Source organism: Mesorhizobium sp. WSM1497, from assembly GCF_001672455.2.
In the GTDB taxonomy this organism is placed as follows: Bacteria; Pseudomonadota; Alphaproteobacteria; order Rhizobiales; family Rhizobiaceae; genus Mesorhizobium; species Mesorhizobium ciceri.
Genome location: NZ_CP021070.1, coordinates 1,644,601 through 1,657,515 on the forward strand (window position 1 = coordinate 1,644,601; position 12,915 = coordinate 1,657,515).

Genomic DNA, 12,915 nt, shown 5'->3' on the forward strand with positions numbered 1-12,915 from the left:
GTGCTTCTTTCTCAATTTCTCAATTCCACAGTTCTTCCCTTGGCCTGCCGCGCCGTTGCCAGGCCGACGCCGAATGTCGTGATCGCCATGCCGGCAATCTGAAGTGCGTTGAGCTGCTCGTCGAACAGGGCCCAGGCGATGATCGCCGTCACCGCCGGCACCAGGTAGAACAGCGAGGCGACCTTCGACATCTCGCCGTCGCGGATCATCACCATCAGCAGGAAGATGGCGCCGAGCGACAGCACCAGCACCAGCCAGGCCATGGCGAAGATGAGTTCGCCATTGATGACGACCGTGTGGGTTTCGAAGGCGAGGGAGGCGACGAGCATCAGCGAGCCACCGCCGACATATTGCCACATGGTCGCCGCGACGAGGTCGCCGCCGGAGGCAAAGCGCTTCTGCCAGATGGTGCCGGCGCTCATGCCGAGCACCGAAACCAGCGAGGCGGTCAATGTCGCCGCGGTCACGCCGCCGCCGAGCGCGCCGAGCTTCGGCCACAGCACGATGACGATACCGATGAGGCCGATGCCAAGGCCAAGCCAGTGACGCGGCAGGATCGCCTCGCCGAGGAATTTGCCGGCCAGCACCGCCGTGATCAGCGGCTGCAGGCCGACGATGAGGGCCGAAAAGCCGGCCGGCATGCCCCTGTGGATGGCCCAGAACACAGCGCCGAGATAGACGCCATGCATCAGGATGCCCGCGCCGGTGGCATGCAGCGCCTCCTCGCGGGTGGCTTTTTTCGAACCCAATACAAGCATCAGGACGGCCAGCAGGATGGCGGCGATGACGAACCGCGCGGCGAGGAAGGTGAACGGCTCCGCCCATGGCATGGCGTAGCGTGCGCCAATGAAGCCGGTCGCCCACAGAACGACGAAGGTGGCGGGAATGAACCGCTTGATGCTGTGCATGTTCCGGAGTCCGCCGCACTGGAGAGAATTGCCGTGGCGATGCTCTAATCCCGTTCACCCCGGCGCGCAAAGCGAAACGGTTGATCCATAGATCACCGGAATTCAACGCCGGCCCATCTGGGGGTGGCTTCTTGGTCTCACCGAGCTCAAAGCCCGACCATTCGCCTGATGTCGTCAGGCGATGCGCCGGCATGGCGCAAGGCGGCAAGGCCGGTATCGCCCAGGCTCTTCGACAGTTTTCGCCCGTCGGGCCCGAGGATGAGACGATGATGGAAATAGGCGGGTTGCGGCAGTCCCAGGAGTTGCTGCAGCAGGCGCTGCACGCCGGTGGCGGAAAACAGATCCTGGCCACGCACGACGTGGCTGACACCTTGCAGGGCATCGTCCATGACGACGGCGAGGTGGTAGCTGGTCGGGATATCGCGGCGCGCCACGATCACGTCGCCCCAGTCCTGCGGACGGGCTTCGATCGAGCGTGTCGCGGAAAGCGTCTCGTCGGCGAATTCGGTCCAAGACAGGTCCTTGCCGACACGCGCCAAGGCGGCATCGACATCCAGCCGCCAGGCGAAGGGCGCATTCCCGGCGATCCGCCGCTGGCGTTCCTTGACTGGCAGCGCCTTGTCCGCGGCGGGGTAGAGCGGCACGCCATCGGGATCGCGCGGCCAATCGCGCCCACGCTTTTCGCTGTCGGCGATGAAGGCGCGGATCTCGCCACGGCTCATGAAGGCGGGATAGACGAGTTCCTCCCGGACCAGCCGCTCGAGCACCGCCTGGTATTCGGCGAAATGCTCGGACTGGCGGCGCACCGGCTCTTCCCAGCCAAGCCCCAGCCATTTCAGGTCGGCAAGCACGCCGGCCTCGAATTGCGGCGTGCAGCGCGTCGTGTCGATATCCTCGATGCGCAGCAGCAGGCGGCCGTCCGCCCGTGCCGCCAGCTTCTGGTTGAGCAGCGCCGAATAGGCGTGGCCGAGATGCAGGTCGCCATTGGGGCTGGGCGCGAAGCGGAATGTCAGGAGTGTCATCTCTGCGGCGGCAATCGGGTTGTGCGGCGGTTTTGCCAATTGCTACCGTGCTGCCGGTTCAGGAACAAGAAAGCATGCAGCGTATCGCGACATCAGACGACATTGCCCGGGGGCTCGATGCGCTTTGCGTGATCGACCCGCGCCTGGAAAAGGTGCGCGGCATGGCCGGCGAGGTGCCGCTGCGGCTGTCCGAACCGGGGTTTCGAAGCCTGGCGTCGATCGTCGTCTCGCAGCAAGTGTCCCGCGCCAGCGCCGATGCGATCTTCGGCCGGCTGACCAAGCTCGTCGATCCGCTGACGCCGCAGGCGATCCTGGCCGCCGGCGAGGACATGTTTCGCGAGGCCGGCCTGTCGCGGCCGAAGCAGCGCGGCCTGATCGCAATTGCGCAGGCCGTGGTCGACGGCCTCGACCTGCATCACCTCTGTTCGCTCGATGCCGAGGAGGCGATCACGACGATGACGGCGGTGTCCGGCATCGGCCCGTGGACGGCGGAAGTGTACCTGTTGTTTGCCGCCGGGCACCCCGACATTTTCCCCGCGCGTGATGTCGCGCTGCAGAGCGCGGTCGGCCACGCGCTCGGCATCGAGCCGCGTCCGCCGGAGAAAACGCTGATCGCATTGGCCGAATCATGGAGCCCGTGGCGAGGTGTCGCATCGCGGCTTTTCTGGTCCTATTATCGTGAAACCAGAGGGCGGGACGCCGCGCCACCGGCCTGAATCCGCGAAAAATCATAAAAATCATGCATTTTTGGCGCTTCAGCGACGCGACAATCCGCTTCACATCCCTGTCATGTCGGGCTTACAGTATCCGTGCCGTTCGGGTCTAGAACCAAGGAGGTGAACACGTGACGGTTGCCGTATCTCCGGATGGGCTTCCAGCACTGGTGCTGAATGCGGATTACCGTCCGCTCAGCTATTACCCCTTGTCGCTCTGGTCGTGGCAGGACGCCATCAAGGCGGTGTTCCTCGACCGGGTGAACATCGTCGCCGAATACGAGCACGCCGTCTCCTCGCCGACCTTCTCGATGAAGCTGCCGAGCGTTGTCAGTCTTAAGGCCTATGTGAAGCCCTCCAGGCACCCGGCCTTCACCCGCTTCAACGTCTTCCTGCGCGATCGCTTCCAGTGCCAATATTGCGGCACGCCGGAGGACCTGACCTTCGATCACGTCATCCCCCGCCATCGCGGCGGCGCGACGACGTGGGAGAATGTCGTTGCCGCCTGCTCGCCGTGCAATTTGAGGAAGGGCGGCATGATGCCGGCGCATGCCAAGATGTGGCCGCTGCAGAAGCCTTTCCAGCCGACGGTTCACGATCTGCACAACAATGGCCGCCTGTTCCCGCCCAACCATCTGCACGAAAGCTGGATGGATTATCTGTACTGGGATGTCGAACTCGAACCCTGAGATCGTTCGAGAAGTCGGGAGGCTGGCCGTCTGGAGCAATTGTCTGCGCTTCCGGCCTTCGCAGGCCGAAGCACTCGTGGTGTTCGTGGCGGTTAAGGCTACGGTCGGCATAGGCCGGTGCTCACGGGTTCCTCAGACCATGATAATCTGACGCTCCCCGATATCGCGGGCTCAGTCGCGCTCACTTATCAGCCGCTTCGCGCTTAAGGACCGGCTTCCCCCACTTCGTCGCTGCTTCGCAGCGCCACCTCTCCCCCCCGGAGGGAGAGGAAGGGAGCCTCTCTTAGAGGAGTCCTGGCTACAACAGGCTCGCGCCCTTCCTCTACGCCGTCGATCGGGGGAGAGGTGGCTCGGCGAAGCCGAGACGGAGTGGGGGTCGACTTGGCTCGGATGTCGAAAGCCGCGCCTATCCGACTCAGCCCGGCGAATTTTTGCGCGAACTCTGCGTCACGCCGTTCAATCGAATTGGCTTAGTCGCGGGTGAGGGCGCCGCGGAAGGCGACGGCGGCGAGGATCAGGCTGGCGATGGCGTTCCAGCCGGCCAGCGACAGGCCGAGGATGCGCAAGGCGGCCTTGTCGCAGGATGGCGGCACGAATTTGTCGAGCGCGTCGAGCACGCCCTTGCCGCCGGTGTCGACCGGCCCGGCGCCCGCCGTGCAATCGGTCGGGCCGGCCCACCACTGCCATTCGACGCCGGAGTGGTAGACGCCGAGATAGAGGCCGTAGAGCATCAGGATGCCGCCGACGGCCAGCAGGCCGCGTGTCAGCCAGCTGGGTGCGTGCAGCATCGACGCAATCACCGCCAGCACCATCAGCGGCACGCCGATATAGTAGGGTGTGCGCTGTTCGAGGCAGAGGTGGCAGGGGATGTAGCCGCCGAGATACTGGAAGCCGAGCGCCGAGCCGACAGTGGCGGCCATGGCGACGGCGAGGAACAAGGCGGTCAGCGTGCGCTGGCGTCCGGTGTCGGCATTCATGGTCGCTGTCATTTCAATCGGTCCGTCCGGCTCGCAATGGTAATGTTCAGAACGCGTATTTGACCAGGATATAGAGCAAAATCAGGGCAACCGCGCCGGCGCCGGCGATCAGACCGAGGCGCTTTTCGATGAATTCGCGGATCGGTTCGCCATAGCGGCGCAGCAGCCAGGCGAGCAGCAGGAAGCGGGCGCCGCGGGCCACGATCGCCAGCACGATGAACAGCAGCAAATTGACGCCGATGACGCCGGACAGGATCGTCACCACCTTGATCGGCGGCAGGTGGGCGGCACCCGATGTGATCAGCATCAGGACGATGAAGCCGACGCCGGCGCCCGCGCGCAGTTGCTCGAACTCGTCGTACTTGCCGTAGAATTCGAGGATCGGCCTGGCGACCGCGTCATAGGCATAGTGGCCGATGAACCAGCCGGCGATGCCGCCCAGCACCGAGGCGACGGTGGCGATCAGCGCATAGCGGTAGGCGCGGTCCGGCCGCGACAGCGCCATCGGCAGATAGAGCACGTCGGCCGGCACCAGGAACACCGAGCTTTCGACGAAGGCGATGAAGGCCAGCCACCATTCGGCGGATTTGCGGGCCGCCAGCGACAGGGTCCAGTCGTAAAGTCCGCGAAGCATCGGCACTCCTAATGCGTGTCGTTCAATTGCGCAGGCAGGTTGGGGTGTAACGGCATGCACAGAACAAAGACCCAGCGCACGCCATCCGTCCCCGCAGACGTGCCGCGCTTTGATGCGCCGCCTGTCTAGAAAGATTTTCCGCGCTGCACAATGGCAGCCCCGTCACGAAATCGAAAGGCGCAGTTTGGTCGCATCCGGGGCGACGAGGAATTGGCCAGTTGACGAACAGGCCTGCAACCGTATAGTCCCGCGCCATCCAGGCCGCCCGGCCTGAGCCCCTATGGCGGAATTGGTAGACGCGCTCGACTCAAAATCGAGTTCCGCAAGGAGTGCTGGTTCGATCCCGGCTAGGGGCACCACCCTTCGCTCTCCGAGCTTCGGGTGGCAGGCCACTCGAAGTTCAATAGACGAAGGGCGTCACGGTCGCTTTGGCTCCCGATACGTCTCAGCAGGCGATCAACACGCTTTGCGCGCCACGCTGGGGTCGCCGTCATTGGCTGGGCCGATCTCGCCAGCTGCCAGCAATTCGTCGAATGTCCGTTCTAGGTCGGCGCTGTCATCGGCTGCCGGTCCGCTGGGCGGATCCTGGCGTGTCAGCGTTTCCAGCCTTTGGTGAAGCTGGCGGTTCTCGTTGCGGCAACGGGCATGCGCGAGTTCGTCGGTCATGCCGCGCAAGCGGAGATCGGCGAGTTGAACCTTCACCGCGCCACAGTCCCGGCGCGCCGCGTCGCGCTCCTGGCGTAAATTCGCAATCTCGGTTTCCGAGGTTTGGCGCCGATGCTCGGCCACGTCCTCGGCGCGCTGCCCGGCGCTCGGCGTTGCGCGGACCACGCTTTGATCGGGGGCGCTGCGCTGGAGCGAGCGCAACCTCTTTTCAAGTTCCACGGCCCGTTCCTGCGCGGCGGCGGCGCAATCGCCGAGAACGCCGCGCTGATGCTCGACCGTGGACAGCCGCGCTTGCAGGTCCTGCTGTACAAGCATCTGCGCAGATAGTTTGCCGGTCAGTCGTTCGTTGTGGAGCTGATAGTCCGCGACCTTGGAACGAAGCAGCATGGCGGCCTGTTGCAAGCTGGCGAGCCGCGATGCAACGTCCTCACGCGCCTGCTCGGCGGCTTGCCTGGCCATGGTCTCGCCGCGGAGTTGCCCCGACACGCGCGCCAGGTTCCGTCCCAGGCGCTCGACCTCGACATTCGCTTCGAGGAACCGTGTTGCGCGCTGGCCGGCATGCCTATCCGCCTGCGCAATGGTCTGCCGTGCCCTGTTGAGTTGGACCTCCAGGTCGGCGATGGTCTTGCTTGCGATCGATAGCTCGCGCGATTTTCGCCCAAGCTCTTTCGAGGTGCGATCCTGCAAGCGTTGCAGCTTCGCCACCTCTTCCTGCAAGTCCCATTTGTCCGTATCGGGAGCGTCGGCATCGTGCGTTTGCGCATCGAGCCTGGCCACATAGTCCTCAACCAACGACCACGCCAAGTCGTCATCGTTGGACAAGAGCGAGGAGCCGCGCATGGCGTGGGCCTGACTCGAGCCCGTCCGGGCCGAAGTCGAGCCGAGGGAGGCGGCCAGCGTGTCTGACTGGGCCAATCCGGTCACGGGCTCCTCTTCGAAGAGAGGCAAAGCTTGATGCGTGGCGGCTCGGATGCTTCGAATCAGTTCTTCGAAGTCTTCGTCGGCCCTTCGGACAACGGCGCTGTCGTTCGCACTGATGTGCCGGGCGCCGTTGGCCTCATGATTCAGCGACATTTTTCTCTCATCGCGGACCGAATCACTAGACTATCGTGCATCAAGGACAAGAATGCGAGTAGATCTTGCCGGGTTTCACCGGAAAATTGCTGCAAGAAATCTCGTTTTTTTGAAGCGGAAGTCGATCTTAGCGCTTGCCTCTTGGGTAATCGAAGTAAAGTCCCGGCCACCTCTGTGTCAAATATTGCAGCGAAAATGTGCCATCCTTCCAGAACCGCACCCTTGCCTTTTCTCAGCACCGCCCCAACAAGCTCTTCATGCGGTTGCGCAGCAGGCGGGCCATGTTGCGGGTTTCGCGGTAGAGGTGCAGTTGCGAGGCGGCCTGGCGGGTGAGGCGGTCGGCGTCCGGCGTCAGACCGATCACCAGCGTGCCCATCGGCTTGCGCTCGGCCCATAGCCGGCTCATCACCGGATGGTCGGGCACGGCGCAGGAATCGGTCATCATGATGTTGGGATCGTCGAGATGCTGCCTGGTCACCTCGATCATCAGCAAGGTGCCCGGCGAATAGCTGGCCAGCGTCTCGTCATAGGCGGTCTTCCAGGTGTAGGCGATACCGGCTTCGACGAAGACGATCAGGCAGGCGATGGTGCGGCCGTCGAGCGTCAGCGAATGGATGCGGCACATGTCCTGCTCGGCCAGCCGGTGCACGGCTTCGCGGGCGAAGGCGGCGCGGAAACGGTCGATCGCCATGGCGGTGCGTTCGCGGCCCTTCCAGCCGGCCGCTTCCAGCGTCAGGAAGCCTTCGATGGCGTGGCGGATGTCTTCGGGGCCGCGCGCCACGACATGCTCCAGCCTGCCGAGGTCGCCAAGGCGCCGCTTCAGCCTGCGGAACTCGCGATAATGGTGCGAACGCAGCGAGGCCTTCAGATAGTCATCGCCGTCGAGCTCGCTCTCCAGCGCCGGGCGCAGGGTCTGGCCGGTGGTGACCAGCATCAGGCCGCGCGTCTCGGCCACGGTGGCAAACAGGCTCGCCACCGGGCCATCGAGCCGGACATCGGGCAGGACGAACACTTTCGGCAGCTTGAGATGCGGGCGCGACAGCATCGAGAAGAAATCCTCGACGACGCCCACCGGGTCGTCGCGGTCAACCAGCGGCGTGCCGAGCGGACCGAACGGGCTCGACCATGTGCGCATCACCGGCACGCCGAGCGGCACCACCGGCCGTTCCACCGAGAACGGCACCAGAAGGCGCAGCCGGTTGCGGTATTCGTCGCCGTCGCGGATGACCGCCAGCCGCACCTCGCGATCTTCCAGCCGCGGCATGGCGGGCGCAAGGAAACGCGGGTTGAAGAACACGTTGGGCTCGACCGTGCGGGCGCAGAGATAATCCAGTTCCTCGACCAGGTCGAAGCCGGCGGATGCCGGGTAGATGGCGAGCTTGCGCTCGGGCCGGTTGTTGGCGAGAATCTCGATATGGGCGGGGTCGGCGTCACGGGTCAGCCCGGCAAGGCCCGACACCATGGCGCCGGCGGTGCCGCCGCTGGTTTCCTCAAGCAACGGGATGGCAGCCATCACGCGGCTCCTTTCGCAGGCACGAAGATAAGCATGACGATGCCGAGCTTGCGCCACACCGTGAAGGACAGCGCGCCGGCTTCGAAGATCATGGCAAAGGCGGTGGCCATGGCCGCGCCCCACAGGCCGAACATCGGGATCAGCATCACGTTGAGGGCGATGTTGAAGGCCAGCGTCATGGCATAGACGGCGGCGCAGATGTTCTGGTTGCCGCTCATCGTCAGCAGGCTTTCGCAGGGGCCGACGGCGGCGCGCGCCGCGACGCCGAAGACGAGCAGGAACAGCAAGGGATAGCCGCTGCTGAATTCCGGGCCGAACAGCACCAGCATCGGCTCGCCGAGCGCCAGCACCAGCAGCGCCATCAACAGCGAAGGCCAGAACGTCCACGACACCGTCTCGCGGGCAAAGGCGGCGAGCCTTTGCGGATCGCCATGGGTGAACTGCGCATAGCGCTGGGCAACGCCGGCCTTAACGGCGAAATAGACGAAATGCACCAGCGCCAGCGTTTTCACCGTGGCGAAATAAACGGCGACGTCGTTGGGATCCATATAGGCGCCGACCATCAGCACATCGGCATTGGTCAGCAGGAAGAAGAAGCTCTCGACCAGGAAGATGGGCAGCGAGACGATGAACCATTGCGCGAAATGGACCTTCATCGGCCCGGCCGGAATCTGCCGTTCCATGCGCTGGGTGACACCGATAAGCTGGCCGAGCGTTGTGGCGTAGGTGGCGGCGATCGAAGCAAAGATTGCGGTCCTGGCATCGGGTGCGTAGCCCGCAAACAGCATCAGCGCCATGAACAGCAGGATCAGGATGGGGCGCACCAGATAGGTCGGCGACAGGGCAAACAGAGCCCAGCTGTTGGCGCGCGCCAGTCCCGACAGGAGGTCGGACATGGCGATCATCGGCAGGCAGATGACGCCGAGGATGAACGGGATCACATAGTAGTTCTCGATCCAGGGTGCCGCCAGCCAGACGCCGAGCGCGCCGAGCCCGGCGATCAGCGTCGAGGCGATCAGCACGAACAGACGGCTGGCCAGCACGATGCCGCGCAACTCGTCCATCAAGCCGCGCTCGCGGTATTCGGGAATGTAGCGGATGACCGAGGTGTGGAAGCCCAGGCAGGCGAGATTGCCGACGATGACCATCGTCACCCAGACTAAGACGAAGATGCCGTACTCGAACGAGCCCATCCAGCGTGCCATCAGCACCTGGCTGACGAAGGCAATGACGGCGCTGACGATGCGGACCGAGAAGGCGATGACCGACATGCGGCTGGCCTCGCCGCGCTCGTCGGCGGTGAACAGCACGGCATCGATGCGGCCAAGCAACGGCCCCATGCGCAGCGCCCAACGCTGCGGCAAGAACCGCCCGGCAGTCGTGGCCGCGGAAAAGCGCACCCCGATTTCTCTCCGTTTTCCGCTTCTTTTTCAGGCGTTGGTGTAGCGGAGACACATTAAGAAACGGTTGGGTGAGAAGTTCCTTCGCCCCGTCCCTATACGGGGAGAACGTGCCGGCAGGCGGATGAGGGGCGGCGCAGGCGTTTGAGGTTGCGCCGCTGTTTCATCATCGCCGAGGCGCGCAGCACGGAGACGTTGCCGATCAGGATAGCACCCGGCTTTATCGCAAGATCGTGCCTTGGCTGCCAGAGGATGAGGCCGCGCAGCTGAAGTTCGAGTTCGAGGCGGCTTAGTCGGCGGGACAGCGCCCCCCTCTGGCCTGCCGGCCATCTCCCCCTCAGGTGGGGAGATTGGCAAATCGCGAACGTCGCCACTCCAGCCCCTCGCTATCGCTCCGGGCGTTCGTCGTTCGAAAAGCCAAGCAATTGGCTTTTCGTCCGTTACGCGGACCACGCCTCACCCCCGTGAACGGGGAGAAGGAAAAGCGCCCCTTACGCAAACGCCCCGTGGCAATGCTTGTACTTCTTCCCCGATCCGCAGGGGCAGGCTTCGTTGCGGCCTACCTTGCCCCAGGTGGCCTGGTTGTTGGGGTCGCGGTCTTCGGGGGCGACGATTGCGGTTGTCTCCGGGCGGACCAGGAGGGCGGTTTCGCCGCCTTCGAAGTCGTTTTCGCCGGTGGTGCCGTCGATATGGGTGCCGAACATGTCGGGGGCTTCCGGAGGTGGCGCTTCGGCGGCCTGACGGACCAGTTCGACGCGCATCAGCTGCGCGGTGACGGCCTGGCGCAGATTGCCAAGCATCGCCTGGAACAGCTCGAACGCCTCGCCCTTGTACTCCTGCAGCGGATCGCGCTGGGCGTAGCCGCGGAAGCCGACGACCGAGCGCAGATGGTCGAGATTGACGATGTGCTCGCGCCACAGATGGTCGAGCGTCTGCAGCACCACCGAGCGCTCGACATAGTTCATCACCTCGGGGCCAAAACGCTCGGCGCGCTCCTTGGCGGCGGCTTCGGCGGCCTGCGCGATGCGCTCGCGGATGTCGTCCTCGGCGATGCCCTCTTCCTTGGCCCAGTCCTCGACCGGCAGGTCGAGGTTCAGGAACTCGGCGATCTCGGCCTTCAGCCCGGCAACGTTCCACTGCTCGGCATAGGCGTTTTCGGGAATGGCCTTGGCGACGATCTCGTCGATGACGCCTTCGCGCATCTCGGCGATCGTTTCGGAGAGGCCTTCGCCGTCCATCAGTTCGATGCGCTGCTCGAACACCACCTTGCGCTGGTCGTTGGAGACGTCGTCATATTTCAACAGGTTCTTGCGGATGTCGAAGTTGCGCGCCTCGACCTTCTTCTGCGCCTTTTCCAGCGCCTTGTTGATCCACGGATGGATGATCGCCTCGTCTTCCTTGAGGCCGAGCTTCTGCAGCATGCCGTCCATGCGCTCGGAGCCGAAGATGCGCATCAGATCGTCTTGCAGGGACAGGAAGAATTTCGAGCGGCCGGGGTCGCCTTGTCTTCCTGAACGACCTCTAAGCTGGTTGTCGATGCGGCGCGATTCGTGGCGTTCGGTGGCCAGCACATAGAGGCCGCCGGCGGCCAATGCCTTTTCCTTCAGCCGCTCAATGTCGGCAATGATTTCCTTTTCCCGCGCCTCGCGTTCGGGGCCGGCCGGCATGTCGCCCAGCTCTTCCTCGATCCGCATCTCGGCATTGCCGCCGAGCTTGATGTCGGTGCCGCGGCCGGCCATGTTGGTGGCGATGGTGATGGCGCCGGGCTTGCCGGCCTGGGCGACGATCGCCGCCTCGCGCTCGTGATGGCGGGCGTTCAGCACTTCGAAATCGGTAAAACCTTCCTTGCGCAGGCGCTCGGCCAGCTGCTCGGACTTTTCGATGGAGGTGGTGCCGACCAGCGTCGGCTGGCCCTTGGCGCTGGCTTCGCGGATCTCCCTGACGATCGCCTTGTATTTCTCCTCGACCGTCCGGTAGACCTCGTCGTCCTCGTCGATGCGGATCACCGGCAGATTGGTCGGGATCTCGGTGACTTCGAGGCCGTAGATGTTGCCGAATTCCTCTGCCTCGGTCAGCGCCGTGCCGGTCATGCCGGACAGCTTCCTGTAGAGGCGGAAATAGTTCTGGAAGGTGACGGAGGCGAGCGTCTGGTTCTCCGGCTGGATCGCCACATGCTCCTTGGCTTCGAGCGCCTGGTGCAGGCCTTCCGAATAGCGGCGGCCCGGCATCATGCGGCCGGTGAACTCGTCGATGATGACGATCTCGCCGTTGCGGACGATATAGTCCTTGTCCTTCTGGAACAGCCGGTGCGCCTTCAGCGCGTTGTTGACGTGGTGGACGATGGCGACGTTCTCGACGTCGTAGAGCGACTCGCCCTTGAGCAGGCCGGCGTCGCGCAAAAGGTTCTCGAGCTTCTCGGTGCCTTCCTCGGTGAAGATCGAGGTCTTCTGCTTCTCGTCGATCTCATAATCCTGCGGCTGCAGCTGGATGATGAAGGTGTCGATGGTGTTGTACATTTCCGAACGGTCCTCGAGCGGACCGGAAATGATCAACGGCGTGCGTGCCTCGTCGACCAGGATGGAATCGACTTCGTCGACGATCGCGTAATTGTGACCGCGCTGCACCATCTGGGCGCGCTCGTATTTCATGTTGTCGCGCAGATAGTCGAAGCCGAGCTCGTTGTTGGTGGCGTAGGTGACATCGGCGGCGTAGGCGGCGCTGCGCTCCTCGTCGGACAGGCCGTGGACGATGACGCCCACCGAGAGGCCGAGGAATTTGTAGACGCGGCCCATCCATTCGGAGTCGCGGGTGGCCAGATAGTCGTTGACGGTGACGACGTGGACGCCCTTGCCGGCAAGCGCGTTGAGGTAGACCGGCAGCGTCGCGACCAGGGTCTTGCCCTCGCCGGTGCGCATCTCGGCAATGCCGCCATTGTGCAGCACCATGCCGCCGATCAGCTGGACATCGAAGGGGCGCATGCCGAGCACGCGGCGCGCGGCCTCGCGGGCGGTGGCGAAGGCCGGCACCAACAGGTCGTCGAGCGTGGCGCCGTTGGCGATGTCCTGGCGGAATTTCGCGGTGCGGCCGACCAATTCCTCATCGGAAAGCGCCCGCATCTCGTTTTCCATGGCGTTGATCGCCTCGACACGGGGCCGGGTCGATTTGACCCGACGGTCGTTGGAGGAACCGAAAACCTTACGGGCGAGACCGCCGAGACTGACCATCCAATGGTCCTTTCGATAGAATTCTCAATCTTGAGATGAGCGCCGGGCGGCCCCATCAATTCCACGTGAACGTGGACAAACACAAAAAGCGCCCG

Annotated in this window: 10 protein-coding genes and 1 tRNA gene; 3 read left to right on the forward strand and 8 right to left on the reverse strand. The window is 64.1% G+C overall.

Translation table 11 applies throughout. The features are described from left to right. Nucleotides 1–11: 11 nt before the first annotated feature. Nucleotides 12–908, reverse strand: coding sequence for a DMT family transporter (locus tag A9K65_RS08075; protein ID WP_063169083.1), 897 nt, complete (start codon nucleotides 906–908; stop codon nucleotides 12–14). 146 nt (nucleotides 909–1,054) lie between these two features. After that, complete coding sequence (gene gluQRS, locus A9K65_RS08080) at nucleotides 1,055–1,930, reverse strand: tRNA glutamyl-Q(34) synthetase GluQRS (protein ID WP_064993102.1); 876 nt, start codon at nucleotides 1,928–1,930, stop codon at nucleotides 1,055–1,057. A 74-nt stretch (nucleotides 1,931–2,004) separates the two neighbouring features. Here gluQRS and A9K65_RS08085 point away from each other — a divergent pair, with 74 nt between their 5' ends. Both A9K65_RS08085 and A9K65_RS08090 read left to right on the forward strand, forming a co-directional pair. Then, nucleotides 2,005–2,646 carry a DNA-3-methyladenine glycosylase gene (locus A9K65_RS08085; protein WP_013529433.1) on the forward strand — a complete coding sequence of 214 codons (642 nt, stop codon included), beginning with the start codon at nucleotides 2,005–2,007 and terminating at the stop codon, nucleotides 2,644–2,646. Between the two features lie 128 nt (nucleotides 2,647–2,774). Further along, a complete protein-coding gene (locus A9K65_RS08090) occupies nucleotides 2,775–3,332 on the forward strand; it encodes an HNH endonuclease (protein WP_006328497.1) in 558 nt (185 codons plus the stop codon). A gap of 470 nt (nucleotides 3,333–3,802) precedes the next feature. Here the strand turns inward: A9K65_RS08090 and A9K65_RS08095 are convergent, their stop codons facing one another. Both A9K65_RS08095 and A9K65_RS08100 read right to left on the reverse strand, forming a co-directional pair. Further along, entirely contained in the window at nucleotides 3,803–4,321 is a 519-nt protein-coding gene (locus tag A9K65_RS08095) for a disulfide bond formation protein B (RefSeq protein ID WP_013529434.1), read from the reverse strand. Nucleotides 4,322–4,355: 34 nt separating this feature from the next. Next, nucleotides 4,356–4,943: a YqaA family protein gene (locus A9K65_RS08100; RefSeq protein ID WP_013529435.1), complete on the reverse strand. Its 588-nt coding sequence runs from the start codon at nucleotides 4,941–4,943 to the stop codon at nucleotides 4,356–4,358. 274 nt (nucleotides 4,944–5,217) lie between these two features. Between A9K65_RS08100 and A9K65_RS08105 the strand changes: the two genes are divergently transcribed. Then, a tRNA-Leu gene (locus tag A9K65_RS08105) sits at nucleotides 5,218–5,302 on the forward strand. 97 nt (nucleotides 5,303–5,399) lie between these two features. Here the strand turns inward: A9K65_RS08105 and A9K65_RS08110 are convergent. The 4 genes from A9K65_RS08110 to secA all read right to left on the reverse strand — a co-directional run bounded on the left by A9K65_RS08110 (nucleotide 5,400) and on the right by secA (nucleotide 12,820). Beyond that, nucleotides 5,400–6,683 (reverse strand): hypothetical protein, encoded by a 1,284-nt coding sequence (locus A9K65_RS08110; protein WP_064993057.1) that lies wholly within the window; start codon nucleotides 6,681–6,683, stop codon nucleotides 5,400–5,402. Between the two features lie 232 nt (nucleotides 6,684–6,915). Next, nucleotides 6,916–8,196 carry a GNAT family N-acetyltransferase gene (locus A9K65_RS08115; protein WP_064993056.1) on the reverse strand — a complete coding sequence of 427 codons (1,281 nt, stop codon included), beginning with the start codon at nucleotides 8,194–8,196 and terminating at the stop codon, nucleotides 6,916–6,918. Next, on the reverse strand, nucleotides 8,196–9,596 hold the full coding sequence (locus tag A9K65_RS08120) for a lipopolysaccharide biosynthesis protein (RefSeq protein ID WP_064993055.1): 1,401 nt from the start codon (nucleotides 9,594–9,596) through the stop codon (nucleotides 8,196–8,198). The genes A9K65_RS08115 and A9K65_RS08120 overlap by 1 nt, the downstream gene beginning before the upstream one ends. Nucleotides 9,597–10,087: 491 nt before the next feature. Continuing rightward, nucleotides 10,088–12,820, reverse strand: coding sequence for a preprotein translocase subunit SecA (gene secA, locus A9K65_RS08125; RefSeq protein ID WP_064993054.1), 2,733 nt, complete (start codon nucleotides 12,818–12,820; stop codon nucleotides 10,088–10,090). Nucleotides 12,821–12,915 lie beyond the last annotated feature (95 nt).

What these genes read in the sequence shown, in the direction of transcription:
- A9K65_RS08075 (WP_063169083.1), bottom strand. Translation starts at nt 908, where the DNA reads ATGCACAGCATCAAGCGGTTCATTCCCGCCACCTTCGTCGTTCTGTGG.
- gluQRS (WP_064993102.1), bottom strand. Translation starts at nt 1,930, where the DNA reads ATGACACTCCTGACATTCCGCTTCGCGCCCAGCCCCAATGGCGACCTG.
- A9K65_RS08085 (WP_013529433.1), top strand. Translation starts at nt 2,005, where the DNA reads ATGCAGCGTATCGCGACATCAGACGACATTGCCCGGGGGCTCGATGCG.
- A9K65_RS08095 (WP_013529434.1), bottom strand. Translation starts at nt 4,321, where the DNA reads ATGACAGCGACCATGAATGCCGACACCGGACGCCAGCGCACGCTGACC.
- A9K65_RS08100 (WP_013529435.1), bottom strand. Translation starts at nt 4,943, where the DNA reads ATGCTTCGCGGACTTTACGACTGGACCCTGTCGCTGGCGGCCCGCAAA.
- A9K65_RS08110 (WP_064993057.1), bottom strand. Translation starts at nt 6,683, where the DNA reads ATGTCGCTGAATCATGAGGCCAACGGCGCCCGGCACATCAGTGCGAAC.
- A9K65_RS08115 (WP_064993056.1), bottom strand. Translation starts at nt 8,196, where the DNA reads ATGGCTGCCATCCCGTTGCTTGAGGAAACCAGCGGCGGCACCGCCGGC.
- secA (WP_064993054.1), bottom strand. Translation starts at nt 12,820, where the DNA reads ATGGTCAGTCTCGGCGGTCTCGCCCGTAAGGTTTTCGGTTCCTCCAAC.